Below are 17165 nucleotides of genomic sequence, written 5' to 3'. Positions count from 1 at the left end.
GGTGGTCTACCGCCGCGACTGAGCCGCGCCGGACGCCTTCGCCCGCTGTGTCGCCCGGTACCTGCGCACCGCGCGGGTGACGACCGGCGGCAGCAGGTCCAGGGCGAGACGGCGGGTGCGGTCACGCGGAGTCGGTGGCCGTGTCGTACGCGCCGCGGCGCCCGCCGGACGCGGCTGCCGGGGCTGCCCCGGCATCGGTCCGGCATCCGGGCGCGGTGCCGTCGCGGGCGCCGGGTGCCGCGAGGACGGCAGTGAGGGCGGCTGCATCCGCTTGCCCTTGGCGCGGGCCCGGACCAGCCGGTGACCGGCCGCCTGCTCCACGGTCACGGCGACGTCGTCGCGCCCGCGCAGGGCGGCGAGCAGCTCCTCCTGGACCGGCTCGGGGTCGCCCCAGGTGCCGTACAGCTTCTGGCTGCTCAGGCAGACGGGCCGCAGCCCGCGGTTGAGCACGGCCTCCCAGGCGGCGACGGCCACGCCCGGGGTGTGCTCGCTGCGGAAGTCGTCGAGGACGACGATGCCGTCCGGCAGCAGCAGGTCCCGGGCCGCGCCGATGTCGCCCTGGACGTGCTCGTACAGGTGCGAGGCGTCGATGTGGGCGAAGCGGCAGGTGCCGGGCGCGACCTCGTCGGTGATCGTGGAGCTGACGGCCTGGACGATCTTCGGCAGGGTGTCGTGGAAGGAGAGGTAGTTCCGCTCGAAGGCCTGCCGGGTGAGCGTGGAGTACGACTTCGCCGCCTCCGCCCGGTTGGCCGCGTCCGGCGGCTCGGTCTCGAACAGGTCGCAGACGGTGAGCGTCTCGCCGTCCCGCAGATGGTGCCCCAGCAGGATCGCGCTCTTGCCCAGGTAGGCGCCCAGTTCGAGCAGGTCGCCGCCGGTGCCCCGCCGCTCCTGCCGCTCCAGGAACCAGGAGAACAGCACCTGGTCGAGCGGCCAGAACCAGCCGGGGACGTCGTTCAGCTCACCGGGGTACTTGTGCGTCTCTTGCGCAGTGGCCATGAGGGGAGGATGCCTCCTCGACGCGCGAAAAGGAGCCAGCGCGCGCAGTACGGTGGCCGGAAAATCGCACGAATCGCTCAACGTACCCGGGCCGGCACCGTCCGCAGCCACGGAGGCGGCGGCTCTTCGACGCAGCGGTGCGGCAGCCGTGCCTCGCGCGCTCAGGTTGCCCGCAGGTACGCCGAGTGGGCCGCCTTGCCCAGGTACGTGAGGCGGGTGCCGTCCTTCAGGTGGTCGTCCAGGGCCTCCTTGACGCCGGGCCAGCTGGGGTCGCCGTAGTCGTCCAGGACGACGATCCCCCTGGGCGCGGCGATCTCCTCGGCCCACTGGAGGTCCAGCCGCACGCCCTTGGCCGAGTGGTCTCCGTCGACGACGATCACGCCGTAGCCGCGGTCGGAGACGGCCGCCCTGGTCTCGGGATCCTCGGAGAAGCCGCGCTGGATACGGGCCGCCGCGCCCGCCGGGCCGGCGAGGGCGAGGTTGGTGCGCACGGCGTGCTCGTCGACCGGGGTGCCCGTCGGGTCGGGGCGCGGGTTGGTGCCCGGCTGGAGCTGCACGCCGGCGAAGGGGTCGACGATGGTCAGGCTCGGGCTGCGGCCGTCGCGCTCCATCATCCGGATCAGCCCGGTGGAGAACATGCCGTACAGCGTGCCTATCTCCAGGATCTCGTCGTTCGGGGGATCGAGGAGCGGGATCGTGCCGAGCTTGCCGCAGATGTTCATGGTGCCGCCCGCGACCCGGCCCACGCCCAGCGACTCCAGCGCCACGAGCAGCCGGTAGGCGGTGGCGACGTTGCGCACCGCCGCGTCACGGTCGCCGGACAGCTCCGCGACCTCGGCGTGCAGGCGCTTCAGCGGGCCGTCGGCCACCACGCGGGAGAGGCCGCGACCGGTGGAGCCGAGGAGCAGTTCGTGGGTGAGCCGGTGGGCGGTGGCCTCCCGGACGGCCGGATCGACCGCCGAGCGGACCTGCCGCTCGACCTGCCGCTCGACCCGCCGGTCGATGCGCTGGTCGATGAGGTCGGCGACGGGACGCAGCAGACGCCGGGAGACCGGACTGCGGAGCAGGGAGCGGCTGTTCATGGGTCAACGACCTCAATCCGTCACGGAGGTGAACGTGCGGGTACGTGGAACGCCTGTGGGGTGGGTGGGGCCAGACTAGGGAGGTCCCTGACCGGAAGCGGAGTTGTCGAACGGGCCGGGAGAGGAACTTCTGCCGAACGCCGCATGGCGGAACGATGACCGCCCTCTTTGTTCACCGGAAGGTCACGCACACGTGGCCGAAGTTCATTCGGGACGGGTTCCAGCCGCTCGTGGCGCTCTCATAGCCTGCATCGATCCCCGAGCCCTGCCGGACACCGGCGGGCCCGCGCGTCCAACCCGGGAGTGACCACCCATCGCCGCCGAGCCCATGACCGCCGCCGCGCCCGTGCGCGACCCCGTCCCCGCCGACGCGGGGACACCGGCCCCGCGCCCCCGGGGCGAGCACCGCTACGACATCGACCTCGTCCGGGTCCTGGCCTCGATCGGGGTCATCGTCTGCCACGCGGCGGGCGAACTCATGAAGGCCGTGGACCGCGACCCCTCCGGGGGCGGACCCGTGTACTGGGTCGCGCTCGCCGGGGACGCGCTGAGCCGGTGCGCCGTGCCGCTGTTCTTCGCGATCGCCGGCTGGGTCGTGCTGAGCGGGGCGCCGCCCCGGGACGACGGGCAGATCCGCAAGCGGCTGACCCGCATCGTCGTGCCGATGGCCGTCTGGACCGCCGCCTACCTGGTGTGGGACTGGGCACGGGACGCCAACACCGACCCCACGCGCGAGCTCGCCTGGGACGCCGTGTTCGGCTCCGTACGGCCCGCCTTCCACCTCTGGTACCTGTACGCCTACGTCCCGGTGATCCTGCTGCTGTCCGTGGCCGTCCTGGTCCGTGCGGGCAAGCGGCCCTGGGGCGCGGGCGCCGCCCTTCTCGGCCTGGCGCTGGCCCCGACCCTCCTGGGCGACCTCGGGCGGCTTCTCGACGTCCGCGTACCCCCCTTCGCCTGGCAGTTCGGCGTTTACCAGATCGTGTACGCGGTCGCCGGCGCCGTACTGCTGTCGCTGCCGGGCTCCGCGGTCGCGGGCCGGGGGCGGCGCCTGCTCTGGCTGGCCGGCGGGCTGTGCGCGTGGGGGGCGGTGGCCGTCTACGAGCACCGGGTGCATTTCCCGAGTCCCTACGCGTCGGTCGTGGTGGCGCTGCTGGCGGGGGCCCTGCTGATGGCCCTCGACCGGATCAGGGTGCCCGAGAGGTTCCGCCCGCTGCTGGGCAGGCTCGCCGGGGCCTCCTTCGGCGCCTACCTGGTCCACCTGCTGTTCCTGGAGGCCGTCGCCCCGCACGTGGTGTCGGCGGACGCGGGCTGGCCGGCCGCCGTGGGCGGGCTCGTGGGGCTGACGGTCGCCACGGTCGTGCTGTCCTTCGCCGCCGCCCTGCTGTGGACGCGGCTGCGGCTGGGCCGCTGGCTGGGCTGAGCCGGGCGGCACGTGAGACACCGGAGCCCCCTTCGGCCACTCGGCGGAAGGGGGCTCCGGCACGGTCCGGGGCGCCGGGTCACTTCTTCCCGGCGCCGCGCCGTACCGCCCTGCGCACCACGCGCCGGGCCCGCCGCACCTGGAGCTTCGCGCGCAGTTGCGGACGGCTGCCGGGCAGGCCCAGCTCGGTCAGCCGCAGCTCGGGGAAGTAGTAGCCGGGGCCGGTGGCCAGGTTGGCGCGCAGCCAGGTCTCCGTCGGTTCGCGCAGATCCGCGTAGGTCTTGGGCTGCATGCAGAAACCGATCGCCCGGACCAGCGGGGACAGCGTCTCGGGGACCGTGTCGACGAGCGCGGGCGTCCGACCGCGCTCCAGGTCGGGCACCAGGTGGTCGACGACGGCGAGGGGCACGCGGTTGCTGTTCGGGTACGGCTTGAGCCGCTCCATCACCAGCGCCGTCCCCACCCGGGCGATGGGCACGTCGTAGTAGGCGGAGGCGGTCACCATCGCCGTGGAGAAGCAGCCGACGACGAGTTCGGGCGCGCAGTGGTGGTACAGCGTCTCGGCCAGCAGGGGCGCGTCCAGCACGGTGAGCCGCACGCCCGCGTCCGCCGCCGCCTTGCTCAGCGCGGCCGTGTAGCCGGCGGGCGCGGTCGGGTGGGGCTTGAAGACGACGGACCGGTGCCCGGCGCGCGCGGCCCCGGTGAGCATGCGGACGTGGAGGTCCTCTTCCTCCTCCGCGCTCAGGATGTTGATCGCCGCGAGATACTGGCCGAGCAGTACGGCCGTCGGCCGCTCCCGCAGCACGGGCGCCAGTCGCGGGTCGTCCGCCGCGTCGTGGGAGATCTCGTCGAGCACCGCGCGGAACGCCCCGTCCGGGACGACCTCGGGCGGGACGTCGTACTCCGACAGCAGCATCGGCTTCAGACCCGGTATCAGGTCGAGGTGGAGCAGCCGCCGAATGCGGCGCGCGATGGTCAGCGGCAGCTTCTCGCGGGTCGGGCCGTAGCTCATCAGGCCGTCGGCGTACACGTGGACGGTGCTCTCGGAGAAGATCGCCGCCAGCGCGCGGGCCGGGTTGACCTGGATCGACTCGACGGCGAGCTCGATCATGTCGCGCTCGCCGATGCCCCAGGCGAGACGGAACGCCTTCTGCCACAGCGGCACGTCGTTCCCGCGCGGACCCCAGGAGCTGGGGTGGTGCGGGCGGATCGCCTCGTTCCAGCCGACCACGGAGTCGAACCGGCCGGATATTCGCTCGTAGCCGTGCATCTCGTCGAGGCGCAGCGCGGTCTCGGGTATGGCGGCGTTGTTGGAGACCAGCAGGATGCGCCGGGCGCCGTCGCGCGGCCCGAACAGGCCCGCGTCGAGCGCCGCGGCGAGGGTGGCCGCTCCGTACAGGGTGGAGACCTGGAAGATCTGGGTCTTGTGGGGCATGGTCAGGCAGCCTTCCGCCCGTCACGCAGGCGGCTGAGCAACCTGCTCCGAGTGCTGTCGATGGTCCGGAGGGTCTCGTCCAGCACGTGCTGGGGCATCCGGTGCAGGGCGTCCCGCGCTTCGCGTCGCAGCCGCTGGGCCGCCGAGGCCTCGTACTCGTTCACCTTGCCGATGTGGAAGGCGATCATGGCGCAGTACGTCCGTACGGCCTTGGGGAGGAAGCGCTCGGCCTCCGGGTCCTTCAGCAGGTCCGCCAGGAGCATGTCGTAGGCCGGGATGAAGTCCAGCTGCCGGGAGTCCTTGATCTGGGTGAGCGAGGTGGCGACGCCCCGCCGGTAGAACACCCCGTGCAGACCGACGGACGCGTACGACTCGGCCTTCAGGTGGAGGCGCCAGATCCACAGCCGGTCCTCGGCCGTGCGCAGTTCGGTCGCGAAGCGCATCCCGCCGTCGTCGAAGAGGTGCCGGCGGTAGATCCCCGCCCAGACGAAGGGGTAGTCGACCATCGTCTCCATGTGGGGCGGCGCTATGCCGTCGCGCGGGTCCATCACGGTGTTGCGCACGGGGGCCGGGGGCCGCCGGACCACCCGCTCGGTGCCGGTGGCCTGGACGTGGTCGGTGCGGGCGAAGTCGCAGCCCAACTCCTCCACCCAGGAGACCAGTTCGGCGAGATACCCCGGACCGTACCAGTCGTCGCCGTCGAGGAACGTGACGAAGTCGCCGCGGGCCGCGTCGATCCCGCTGTTGCGCGCCTGGGCGATGCCCATGTTCTTCTCGTGCCGGATCACCCTGGCGTCGGAACGTCCCTGCGCCCAGCGGTCCACCGCCCATGAGGTGGAATCCGTGGAGCAGTCGTCGACGAGCAGGAACTCGAAGTCGGGGTCCGCGTTGTTGGCGAGACTTCTCAGAGTGCTCTCGGCGAAGACTTCCACATTGTGCATGGGGACGACGACGGACAGTTTCGGCACACGGGCCTCTCACGCTCGAAGGTCGGGGATTGGAACAGGCTAGCTACGCTCCCGGATTCGGCGGTGTCGCAGAAGGCGCGGAGAAGCGAACTCCATTCGCAGGGGAGGTGAACTCTTGGTGTCTCGGCCCGTCTCGGCCCGTCTCGGCCCTTCTCTGGCCTTCTCCAGCCTTCTCAGGCCGATCCGAAGGTATTTCGCAGTTCCTCGATGTTCGACCGAGTGGTCTTCCACAGGAATTCCTGCGCGGTGTGCACGTCCGCCACCGCGGCCGCGTGGTCGTCGAGGATCGCCGAGGCCCGCTCCGCGAGCCGGGGGCCCAGCTCCCGGTCGTGCACGGACAGCCCCCACTCCCGGCGCCCGATGTCGGACAGGAAGTAGGCGAGCTTCGGGTGGGAGACCAGGCTGAGGATCGGGGTCCCGCAGCCGAAGGGGATCATCCCGGCGTGCCCGCGCATCCCGATCACCAGCCGCGAACGGCGGTACAGGTCCCGGATCCCGTCGTTCGACAGGTCGTAGAGCTGCTCGACGGGCAGCGCGAGGCCGTGCTCCCGGCGCAGGTCGTGCACGAACTTCTCGTCGGCCGGCATGTGGGCCGCGTACCGCACGTCCGCCCGCTCCCGCAGACCGCGCAGCGCGGTGGCCAGCTGGGCGAGGAAGTGGCCGTAGTCGTGCCCGAACCGCAGGCCCGCGCGGTCGTACGCGCAGTTGACCAGGACGGTGTCGGACCGCTCCGGCGGAGCGAGCAGGCCGGGGTCCAGGTGCCGGGCCACCGTGGTCGGGCAGGGCTGGTAGCGCACCCGGTCGCGCAGCCCGGCTGGGAGCAGCTCGCGGACCCGGTCGATCGAGCCGTGGTTGCGCAGCCCGAAGAACGCCGACCGTTCGACCAGGACCCGCAGGCTCTCGGCGAACCGGCCCCGGCGGTAGAGCTGCCCGTCGAACACGTTGTAGCCGACCGCGAACACCGCCAGCGGCGCGGTGACGCGGGCCAGGAGGTCGTCCGGGACGTTCCACTGCCAGTGGCTGTTGCCGTTGGGGGAGGTGTCCGGGAGGAAGAGCCCGCCGCCGCCCACGATCACCCCGCGCCGCGCGTTCAGCTGCTCCAGCGCGGCCTCGTCGACCAGCCGGTGCACGGGCTGCGGGTACCAGCGGCGCGGGCCGGTGTCCGGGCCGAAGCACATGCGCACGGCCTCGGGCAGGACCTTGTCCCCGGCGTTCTCGTTGCCCTCGGCGAACAGGGCCACGTGCGCCAGCTGGTCCGCGGCGGCGTCGCCCGGCTGCCGCGGCTCCGGGACCTCCGGGCGGGTGCGCGCGTACCAGCTGTGGCAGCCGGCGTCGGTGGGGTCGGCGTCCAGGCCCTCGCGGGCGTAGGCGTGCGCGTCCTCCTCCCGCCCGCACAGCCAGGACAGGCGGGCGAGCTGCGCGAAGGCGCGCGGGGCGACGTCGGGGGACGCCGCCGCGAGCAGCAGATGCCCCTCGGCCTCGTCGTAGCGCGAGAGCGCCATCAAGGACAGGCCGAGCGTCTCGTGGCAGCGCGGCGCGTCCAGCCGGTCCGCGACGACCGGGGCGAGGACCTCGACGGCCTCGTCGTGGCGTCCCTGCCCGCGGTACACGTCGGCGACCGTGCGGGCGAGGTCCAGCGAGGGGCGGGCCGCCAGCAGGGGCGGCGCGCAGTACGCCAGCAGGTCGGGGTGCTTGCGTCCGGGCAGGGCGCAGTAGGCGGCCCGGAACTCCTCGTCGCTCATCTCGAAGCGGCGGCGCGCCTCGACGGCCGGGCCGTACCCGGGCGCGTCGAGCGGACCGGTGAAGCGCAGGACGGTGACGTGCGCGGGCACCGGCAGGTCGTCGTGGAGGCGGCGGGCGAGGAAGTCGTACCGCGCGTCGAGCGGGGCCAGCACGCCGTCGAGCACCGGGCCGAGGTCCTCGGTGACGCCGGAGAGCCGGGCCGCCAGGGCGTCGTCCACGTCGGCGCGCTGGATGACGAGGAGACCGTCCGGCAGCACCACGCGCCGCTCCCCGGCCTCCCCGGCGCACACCAACTGGGCCACGGCGCCCACCCCGTGGCGCATCCGCAGCAGCTCACCGATGTCGCCCAGGACGACCATGGCGGGGTCCAGGGCGACGACGGTGTCGTAGTCCGCCAGCCGGAAGACGTCCCCACGGCCCTCGGCCCGGCGTGTGACGACGCGCGGGTGCAGTCGGCGCAGCGCGTCGAACGAGGCGTCGGCCAGACCGGGGTGCAGGACCACGAAGTCCTCGCACACGCCCGGGTTGGTCAGCGCCAGGCTGCGTATCAGGGCGGGGAGGCCGGGCAGGGCGTCCTCGTCGGTGTGGACGGCGAAGGCGATCCGGCGTCTGCCGGTGACGGTGCTCCGGTCGTCCGCGGAGGAGGCGGAGGAGTGGGTCATCGCAGGGCGATCCTCATCTTGCTGTCGTCGACGTGCGTCGCGCGGTCCATGACCCACTCGGCCTCCCTGGGCCGCAGCCGGCCGGGCAGGGTGAAGCCGATGAGGTCCAGGCGGGGGCTCGCGTCCAGGAAGTCCAGGAGCCTGAGAACGGTGAAGGCCGTGGTCGTCGCCGTCCCCCAGCCGCCTTCGCCCAGCAGCGCCGGGTCGCCCAGGGGCCGGCGCAGGGAGGCGTCCCCGACGTGGTCCTGCGCGCCGGGGACGAGCCGTTCCCGGGTGGCGCGGCGCCAGGCGGCGGCCGGGTCGCCGAACACCAGCCGGACACCGGCCGGCCGCGTCCAGGCGGGCCCCTCCCACGGAGCGTCGCCCCGCAGCGAGACGGCGTGCAGATCGGTGCGCTCGCCGGTGCCCTCGGCCCGGACGCGGAACGCGTCGCAGCGCACCACCAGGTCGTAGCGGTCGATCTCGGCGCCCAGCGTGCTCCCGGCGACGTCACCGGCGTTCGCGACCAGGCACACCGTCCGCCCCGCGACCAGGCTCCGCAGGCCGCCGACGCCGATCGGGGTGCTGCCGCCGAGCAACGGGTCCGGCATCCCGGCCCGTTCGACGAGCCGGCGGTACGTGCCGTACAGCTCCAGGAGGCGCCGTACGCCGGGGTCGCCCAGGCCGTGCTCGGCGACCGCCGCCCGTACGTACGCGGCGAACCGCGGTGACACGGCCGCGGTGGTCGCATGCGGCTGCCCGAGCAGGTCGCGCAGTGCGGAGCCGGCCTCGGGGAAGAGCGCGACGGCCGCGTCGAGGCAGGCCCGCCGGCGCCGCAGGGTGTCCATCCTGCGGGCGACCTCGGGCGCCGCTTCGCCGTTCGGCAGCAGCGCGACGTACCGCTCGTAGCACTCCAGCGCCTCGTCGCCGCGGCCGAGACCGTCCAGGGCCAGGCCGCGCAGCCGCCACGCCCCCTTGGACCGCTCCCGGATCCGGGCCGACGTCTCGGCGACGCCCAGCGCCAGGCCGAGCCCGCTGTCCCCGCCGGCCTCCAGGGCGCGCTCGCCGACCTGGAGCAGGGTGTCGAAGTGGTCGGCCGCGGGGCTGTCGAGGGAGGTCGCCAGGGCGCCGATGGCCTGGGTGAGCCTGGCCTGCGGGGGAGTGGACCCGGCGCCCTGCACCGCGAGGTGCTCACCGCACAGGCGCATGCCCCGGGCGTACAGCGCCGGCCTGGCGGCCTCTTTCTGCCGTGCCTTGAACAATCCCGCCAGGGGCTTCGTCATGCGTTCCACCGTTCTCCGATCGGAGGCCGAATGTGCCCCAGCGCGACGGGTCGCGGGTGGCTTCGCGGCGGACGGTGGGTGAACACTTTCCCCCCGGCGCGCGGCCGGTGCCCACCGCCCGGCCTCACCGCCGCATCGTGCGCCGGATGGCCCGCGCCCGGCGTACCACCTTCCGCGCCGTGGAGTTGTGCGGCAGGAACCCCAGCCGCGCCGGAATGCCGCCCGGCAGCCCCAGGGAGGTGAGCCGGCGCTTCTTGAAATACCGCCAGGTGCGCGCGTCCAGGTGCTCGCGCAGGTACTTCTCGGCCTCCGGCCGCAGCTCCGGCAGTACCTTCGGCTGCATCGCGAACCCCACGGTCCGCACCAGCGCGGCGAGCGCGCCGGTGTCCATGCCCTGCCGCCCCTCGGCGACGGCGTCGGCGTCGGCCAGGTCCGGGAGGAGCGCGTCCACGATGGTGGCCGGGACGCGGTTGCTGTTCTCGTACGGTGTCAGCCGGTCCAGCAACGTCTCGGTGCCGACGCGGGCGACCGGCAGGCCGTACAGCGCGGACGCGGTGAGCAGGGCCGTGGAGAAGCAGCCGACGACCAGCGCCGGACGCGTCCGCTGGAACAGCACCTCGGCGAGGACCGGTGTCTCCACCACGGTGAGGTCGACGCCGAGCCGCTCGGCCTCCTGCTCCAGGACGCGGGTGTAACGGGCCGGAGCCGTGGGGTGCGCCTTGAACACCACGCACGTGTGCCCGAGGCCGGCGGCGCCGGTCAGCATCCGCACGTGCAGGTCCTCCTCCTCCTCGGCGGAGAGGATGCCCAGCGCCGACAGGTACTGGCCGAGCAGCACCGCGGGCCGCTCCACGTCCGGCAGACCGGCGCCGGTGTCCGCCAGTTCGGCCAGCACCTTGGTGAACGCCGGGGTCGGCACGATCTCCGGCTCGACGCCGAACTCCGTGAGCAGCAGCGGCGCGAGCCCCGGTACCAGGTCGAGGTGGAGCAGCCGCTCCACGCGCGTGCCGACCAGCGGGGCGAGCTTCGTGCGGGTGGGCCCGTAGCTCATCAGGCCGTCCGCGTAGACGGTCAGGGGCGCGTCGGTGAAGATCTGCGCCACGCCGAGCGCGGGATGCACCTGGATCGACTCCACGGCCAGCGCCACGTCGTCGTCGCCCAGCCCCCAGGCCAGCCGCAGGTGCCGCTCCCACATCGGCACGTCCTCCAGCCGCGGCGACCAGCCGCCGGGGTGGAAGGGATAGATCGCCTCGTTCCACGACACCACGTCGTCGAACCGGCCCCGCAACCGCTCGAAGCCGGGCATCCCGTCCACGGACGGCGCCGTCTCGGGCGTCGCCGCGTTGTTGGAGACCAGCAGGATCCGCCGGTCGGCCGCGTCGAAGCAGCCGCTGTCCAGGGCCGCGGCGAGCGTGGCCGTGCCGTACAGCGTCGACGCCAGGAAGATCTGTGTGGTCACGCCGCCGCCCCCGCTTCCAGCTGACCCGCGGCCGCGCGCCGGCGCAGCCGCCGCAGCCGCGTCGCCCGCTCGGCGTCCATCGAGCCGAGCACCTCGTCCAGCGCGTCCTGCGGCATCCGCCGCAGCGCCGCCGCGCTCCTCGCCTTCAGTATCCGGGCCACGGCGGGCTCGAACCTTTCGACGGAACCGAGATGGTGGGAGATGATCGCGCAGTACGTGCGCACCGCCTTCGGCACCAGCCGCGCGGCGTCCGCGTCCCCGGCCGCGCCCGCGAGGACCTCGTCGAAGGCGCGGATGAAGTCGAGCTGGCGGACGTCACCGATCTGGGTGAGCGAGGACGCCACCCCGCGCCGGTAGAAGACACCGAGCAGCCCGGTCACCGCGAAGGACTCCGCCTCCCGGTGCAGCTTCCAGATCCACGGCCGGTCCTCGGCCGTGCGCAGTCCGTCGGTGAAGTGCAGCAGGCCGCGCTCGGCCAGCCGGCGGTGGTAGACGCCCGCCCACGCGTAGGCGTAGTCGACCGAGGTGGTCCGGTGGGCGGGCAGGATCGCGTCGCGCGGACGCAGCGCCACGTTGCGGCGGCCGTGCGGCACCCGGTGCAGCGTGCGGTTCCGTCCCGTGCACTGCACGTGGTCGGTGCGCACGAAGTCGACGCCCAGCCGCTCGATGGCGTCCACCAGCCGGGCGCAGTGGCCGGGCGCCAGCCAGTCGTCGCCGTCCAGGAAGGTGACGTACTCGCCGCGCGCCCGGTCGATTCCGGTGTTGCGGGCGGTCGCCAGGCCACCGTTGCGCTCGTGTATGACCAGCACCGCCCCCGGCAGCTCGCGCTCGGCGCGCGCGAGGAGGTCCACGGTCCCGTCGGTCGAGCAGTCGTCGACGAGGATGAACTCGAAGTCGTCGCGCGCGTTGGCGCGGAGACTCCGCAGGGTGTCTGGTGTGTATTGCCGCACGTTGTAGAACGGCACGATGACGGAGAGCTTGGGCACGTGCACGACGTTATGCGGCGGCCCGGCATTCGGCTTTACCTGCGCCTTGATACGGGGTGAACGCGGCGTGGCGAAGCAGTGAAGCGAACATTTTTACGGACGCCGGGCGGCCCGAATCCCCATTCGGCGATGTGCTGTTCACCGTTTGTTGGATTCCGGTTGGACCGTTCCTAGAAATGGCTTCCTAGCGTCTACGACGTGCCAGCAAGTGCAACGAAGGCCCTGCGAGTCGCCGTCCTGGCGGATTCCGACACCCGGTGGAAATGGGGCGCGCTCACCGCGACCCGCATCTCCCCCGGGTCCCCCGAGAACACGGACATCCACCTCGACGGCTACCTCCTGCGCGGCCGAGCCACCCCCACCGCCCGCCAGCTGCGGGAAGTCGGCGTCACCGCGGACTCGCTCCGCGAGGTGACCGCCGTCGAGTTCCTGCGCGCCATGGGCGACGCGACGGGCGAGGAGTCCTACGACGTCCTCGTCCTCGCCCTGGTCGGCGGCGGCGTCCAGGCGATGCTGCACGGTCTGGGGCGGGTCTGGGAGGACCGCGCCGACCGGCCCGTGCTCGTCACCGGCTACGTCGGCGTCGTCTACGAGAAGCTCGCCGACGGCCTGCTGCTGCGCCATGGCGCCGACCTCGTCCTCGCCAACTCCCGCCAGGACGCGGACCGTTTCCGTGACGTGTACGAGGGGGTCGGCGCCGACGCCTCCGCGGTGACCGAGGTCGCCCTGCCCTTCCTGGGCGGAGCCGCCTACACCGGCGAGCCGGACGGCGACAACGGCGATGACCGGCCCTACACGGTCGTCTTCGCCGCCCAGCCCTCCGTGCCGGACAACCGCAGGGACCGCACGTACCTCCTCGAACGGCTGATCCGGCACGCCCGCCGGCACCCCGAGCGCGAGGTGCTGCTCAAGCTGCGCTCCAAGCCGGGCGAGCACACCACGCACATCGAGGAGCTGCCCTACCAGAAGCTGGTGCAGCGGGCCGACCCGCCGCCCAACTTCCGCCTGGTCTACGGCCACATGGGCGAGGTCCTCGACCGCACCGACCTGCTGGTCACCATCAGCTCCACGGCGGCCCTGGAGTCCCTGCACCGCCGCATCCCCACGGTCGTCCTCACCGACCTGGGCGTGCGTGAGGCGCTCGGCAACCACCACTTCGTCGGCTCCGGCTGCCTCGCCTCCTGGGACCAGCTCGACGAGTCACACCGCCCGGTACCCGACCCCGAGTGGGTCGCCCGGCAGGGCGTGGCGGCGGACGGCGGTTACGAGACCGCCTTCGACGAGGCCCGGAAGCGCATCACGGAGCTGCTCGGCCGGCCCGGCGGCCTGCCCCCGCTCGCCCCGTACTACACACCGGTCACCGCCCCCGGCTACCTGCCCGGCATCCTCGCCCGCCACCACCTCGGCCCCGACGGCACACCGCTGCCCGGCGCGCCGGCCGCGGACAAGGCACCCGGCCCGGTCCGGCAGGTGGTGCGCCGGGCGGCACGCGGCGCCTACCGGCACGGCGTCCAGCGGGTGGCTCCGGTCATCCGGCGGATGGGGGAGCTGTGAGCGCACCGGCACCCGAGACCCGCGCACCCGCGACCCGCGCACCGGCACCCGAGACCCGCGCACCGGCACCCGCGACCCGCGCACCGATACCCGAGACCCCCGCGTCCCCTGCGCAAGGAGCAGAACCCATGTCCAACCCGCAAGCGGGCCAGGGCGCTTCGGTGCGCCGGGTGCTCGCGGTGATCCCCGCGCGCGGCGGTTCCAAGGGAGTGCCCGCGAAGAACCTCGCCCCCGTCGGCGGCGTCCCCCTGGTGGCCCGCGCGGTGCGCGAGTGCCGGGCAACCCGGCTGGTGACGGACGTCGTGGTCTCCACCGACGACCAGACCATCGCCACCGCGGCCCGCGAGGCCGGCGCCGAGGTCGTCCTGCGGCCCGCCGCCATCGCCGGGGACACGGCCACCTCCGAGGCCGCCGTACTGCACGCGATGGACGCCCACGAGGCCCTGCACGGCGCGGCCGTCGACGTGGTGCTGCTCGTGCAGTGCACCAGCCCCTTCATCGTCCGCGAGGACATCGACGGGGTGGCCGGCGCGGTCGCCGAGGGCGGCGCCGACACCGCCGTGACGGTGGCACCGTTCCACGGCTTCGTGTGGCGGGACGGCGCCGAGGAGGGCGAGGCGGAAGAGGGCGGCTACGGCGTCAACCACGACAAGTCCTACCGCCCCCGCCGCCAGGACCGGCCCCAGGACCTCCTGGAGACCGGCGCCGCCTACGCCATGGCCGCGCCCGGCTTCCGCAAGCACCAGCACCGCTTCTTCGGCCGCACCGAACTGGTCCGCACCGACCCGGCCCGCGTCCTGGAGATCGACGACCCGCACGACCTGGCGCGGGCCCGCGCCCTGGCGCCCTTCTTCGACGCCGCCCGGCCCGGCGCGCTTCCGACCGCGCACGACATCGACGCGGTCGTCCTCGACTTCGACGGCACCCAGACCGACGACCGGGTGCTGATCGACTCCGACGGACGGGAGTTCGTCTCCGTGCACCGTGGCGACGGACTCGGCATCGCCGCCCTGCGCCGCAGCGGCCTGACGATGCTGATCCTGTCCACGGAAGTGAACCCGGTCGTCGCCGCCCGCGCCCGGAAGCTCAAGCTCCCGGTGCTGCACGGCATCGACCGCAAGGACCTCGCACTCAAGCAGTGGTGCGAGGAGCAGGGCATCGCGCCCGAACGCGTGCTCTACGTCGGCAACGACGTCAACGACCTCCCGTGCTTCGCCCTCGTCGGCTGGCCCGTGGCGGTCGCGAGCGCCCACGACGCCGTACGCGGCGCGGCCCGCGCGGTCACCACCGTCCCCGGCGGTGACGGCGCCATCCGGGAGATCGCGAGCTGGATCCTCGGCCCCTCACTCGACGTACCCGACTCCCCCGACGTACCCGACTCCCTCGAATCCCCCACGATCACCCAGTCCAAGTAAGGAACCCCTGCCATGAGCACCAACTCCCGCATCCGCGCCTTCGGTTCCCGCGAGGCCGGCCCCGGCCGCCCCGTCTACATCACCGGCGAGATCGGCATCAACCACAACGGTGAGCTGGAGAACGCGTTCAAGCTGATCGACGCCGCCGCCGAGGCCGGCTGCGACGCGGTCAAGTTCCAGAAGCGCACCCCCGAGATCTGCACCCCGCGCGACCAGTGGGACATCGAGCGCGACACCCCCTGGGGCCGGATGACGTACATCGACTACCGCCACCGCGTGGAGTTCGGCGAGGACGAGTACCGCCAGATCGACGACTACTGCAAGACCAAGAACATCGACTGGTTCGCCTCCCCGTGGGACACCGAGGCCGTCGCCTTCCTGGAGAAGTTCGACGTCCCCGCCCACAAGGTCGCCTCCGCCTCGCTGACCGACGACGAGCTGCTGCGCGCCCTGCGCGCGACGGGCCGCACGGTCATCCTCTCCACCGGCATGTCGACCCCGAAGCAGATCCGCCACGCGGTCGAGGTCCTCGGCTCGGACAACATCCTCATGTGCCACGCCACGTCGACGTACCCGGCGCAGGCCGAGGAGCTGAACCTCCGCGTCATCAACACCCTCCAGCAGGAGTTCCCGAACGTCCCGATCGGCTACTCCGGCCACGAGACCGGCCTGCAGACCACCCTGGCCGCCGTCGCCCTCGGCGCCACCTTCGTCGAGCGCCACATCACCCTCGACCGCGCCATGTGGGGCTCCGACCAGGCCGCCTCCGTCGAGCCGCAGGGCCTGACCCGCCTGGTCCGCGACATCCGCACCATCGAGGCCTCCCTCGGCGACGGCGTCAAGAAGGTCTACGACTCGGAGCTCGGCCCGATGAAGAAGCTGCGCCGCGTCCCCGGTGTCGTCGCCGAGGCGGAGATCGCCGCCGCCGCGGGCGAGCCCGTCACCGTCTGACACCCCCACCACGCCCTCACCACGGGACGGTCGTACGCCGATGAGCCCCCGCGCCGGGAATGCCGGCCCCCACACTCTCGCCTTCGTCGAGAGCCCGGTACAACTGCTGAACGTGCTGGAGTGGGCGCACACGTGCGCACCCGGCGCGGAGCTCACCCTCGTGGTCCTCTCACCCGTGGACCCGATGACCCGCGGCCAGCTGCGCCGCATGGCGGAACTGGCCCGCAAGGAGGGCCACGAGATCCGTTGGGAGGAGGCGCGCGGCGGCGCCACGGCCCCCTTCCGCACGGTGGGCGGACTGACGACCGCCCTGCGCCACGCGGACCGGGTCGTCATGGGCGACCCCTTCTCCCGCTACGTACAACTGCTTCTCACCATCACCCGCGCCCACGACCTGGTCGTCGTCGACGACGGCACGGCCACGATGGAGTTCGTCACCCAGCTGGCCCACGGGGAACGCCTGGTGCGCTGGCACCGCAAGGGCAGCCGCCCCGGCCCCCGCGACCTGCTCTTCGCCCCCGTCTCCAGGTCCGCCCGGCACCGTCTGACGCCGACCCCGGACCGCCAGGTCTCGGTCTTCTCCTCCATGCCCATCGAGGACACCCCGGACGGCGTGACCGTCACCGCGAACGACTTCGCCTGGACCCGCTCCCGCTTCGGCCCGCCCCGCATCACCAAGGGCGCCGACATGGTCGGTACGTCCCTGGTGGAGACCGGCGTCGTGGACGCCGACCGCTACGTGGGGGCCGTGCGGGGCCTGGCGAGGACCCACGGCGCGGCCCGTTACTTCGCCCACCGCCGGGAGAGCGCGGAAAAGCTCCACCGGCTGGCCGTCGAGACGGGCCTGGAGATCGTCCGCCCCGACCTGCCCCTGGAGCTGATCGCCCGGCGCGGCCCGATCGGCCGCACCGTCCTCAGCTTTCCGTCCACCGTCGTCCACACCCTCCCGCTGGCCCTGGCCGGCACCGAGGTCCGCGTCGCCGTCTGCGACATCGACCCCGCCTGGCTCACCCAGCACGCCTCACCCCGCGCCCGGGGCTTCCTGAGCGGCGTGACGGGCTCGGCACGGGACGTGCACCGGCTGTCGGCGGTCGCGGGCGCCGGGTAAGTGTCCCGGGCACGTCCGGGGGAGTCCTGGGCACGTCCGGATGGACGCCCCCGGCGTGGCTCGGCCGTACCGTGGTATCCGTGAGGGGAGCAAGGAAAACGGAGTCGGGTGCCGAGGCCAAAGA

At 73.1% G+C, this 17165-nt stretch carries 13 protein-coding genes; 5 read left to right on the top strand and 8 right to left on the bottom strand.

The features are described from left to right. Window positions 1-6: 6 nt before the first annotated feature. Both RI578_RS15185 and RI578_RS15180 read right to left on the bottom strand, forming a co-directional pair. Entirely contained in the window at window positions 7-996 is a 990-nt protein-coding gene (locus tag RI578_RS15185; RefSeq protein ID WP_310871605.1) for a class I SAM-dependent methyltransferase, read from the bottom strand. 161 nt (window positions 997-1157) lie between these two features. After that, window positions 1158-2078: a class I SAM-dependent methyltransferase gene (locus tag RI578_RS15180; RefSeq protein WP_310871604.1), complete on the bottom strand. Its 921-nt coding sequence runs from the start codon at window positions 2076-2078 to the stop codon at window positions 1158-1160. Between the two features lie 328 nt (window positions 2079-2406). On the opposite strand from RI578_RS15180, the gene RI578_RS15175 reads away from it, so the two are divergent. After that, the gene (locus RI578_RS15175; protein ID WP_310871603.1) at window positions 2407-3498 is read left to right on the top strand and encodes an acyltransferase; all 1092 of its coding nucleotides are present in this window, start codon (window positions 2407-2409) and stop codon (window positions 3496-3498) included. A gap of 79 nt (window positions 3499-3577) precedes the next feature. Here RI578_RS15175 and RI578_RS15170 read toward each other — a convergent pair whose 3' ends face one another. The 6 genes from RI578_RS15170 to RI578_RS15145 form a co-directional block, all read right to left on the bottom strand. Beyond that, a complete protein-coding gene (locus RI578_RS15170) occupies window positions 3578-4933 on the bottom strand; it encodes a polysialyltransferase family glycosyltransferase (RefSeq protein WP_310871602.1) in 1356 nt (451 codons plus the stop codon). Window positions 4934-4935: 2 nt separating this feature from the next. Beyond that, window positions 4936-5901, bottom strand: coding sequence for a glycosyltransferase family 2 protein (locus RI578_RS15165; RefSeq protein ID WP_310871601.1), 966 nt, complete (start codon window positions 5899-5901; stop codon window positions 4936-4938). Between the two features lie 173 nt (window positions 5902-6074). Then, the gene (locus RI578_RS15160; RefSeq protein WP_310871600.1) at window positions 6075-8306 is read right to left on the bottom strand and encodes a tetratricopeptide repeat protein; all 2232 of its coding nucleotides are present in this window, start codon (window positions 8304-8306) and stop codon (window positions 6075-6077) included. Further along, window positions 8303-9568, bottom strand: a complete 1266-nt coding sequence (locus RI578_RS15155; protein ID WP_310871599.1) for a tetratricopeptide repeat protein — start codon at window positions 9566-9568, stop codon at window positions 8303-8305. The genes RI578_RS15160 and RI578_RS15155 overlap by 4 nt, the downstream gene beginning before the upstream one ends. 124 nt (window positions 9569-9692) lie before the next feature. Next, window positions 9693-11027 (bottom strand): polysialyltransferase family glycosyltransferase, encoded by a 1335-nt coding sequence (locus RI578_RS15150; protein WP_310871598.1) that lies wholly within the window; start codon window positions 11025-11027, stop codon window positions 9693-9695. Beyond that, a complete protein-coding gene (locus tag RI578_RS15145; RefSeq protein ID WP_310871597.1) occupies window positions 11024-12013 on the bottom strand; it encodes a glycosyltransferase family 2 protein in 990 nt (329 codons plus the stop codon). Before RI578_RS15145 ends, RI578_RS15150 begins: the two co-directional genes overlap by 4 nt. A 198-nt stretch (window positions 12014-12211) precedes the next feature. On the opposite strand from RI578_RS15145, the gene RI578_RS15140 reads away from it, so the two are divergent. From RI578_RS15140 to RI578_RS15125, 4 genes are all read left to right on the top strand, one after another. After that, window positions 12212-13567: a DUF6716 putative glycosyltransferase gene (locus tag RI578_RS15140; RefSeq protein ID WP_310871596.1), complete on the top strand. Its 1356-nt coding sequence runs from the start codon at window positions 12212-12214 to the stop codon at window positions 13565-13567. Between the two features lie 128 nt (window positions 13568-13695). Next, a complete protein-coding gene (locus RI578_RS15135; RefSeq protein ID WP_310871595.1) occupies window positions 13696-14982 on the top strand; it encodes an N-acylneuraminate cytidylyltransferase in 1287 nt (428 codons plus the stop codon). A gap of 12 nt (window positions 14983-14994) precedes the next feature. Beyond that, window positions 14995-15933, top strand: coding sequence for an N-acetylneuraminate synthase family protein (locus RI578_RS15130; protein ID WP_210957791.1), 939 nt, complete (start codon window positions 14995-14997; stop codon window positions 15931-15933). A 40-nt stretch (window positions 15934-15973) separates the two neighbouring features. After that, entirely contained in the window at window positions 15974-17041 is a 1068-nt protein-coding gene (locus RI578_RS15125; protein ID WP_310871594.1) for a hypothetical protein, read from the top strand. Window positions 17042-17165 lie beyond the last annotated feature (124 nt).

This window comes from Streptomyces sp. BB1-1-1, from assembly GCF_031597775.1.
In the GTDB taxonomy this organism is placed as follows: Bacteria; Actinomycetota; Actinomycetes; order Streptomycetales; family Streptomycetaceae; genus Streptomyces; species Streptomyces thinghirensis.
The sequence above is the reverse complement of the archived record's forward strand: the minus strand, read 5'-3'. Positions and strand labels throughout refer to the sequence as shown.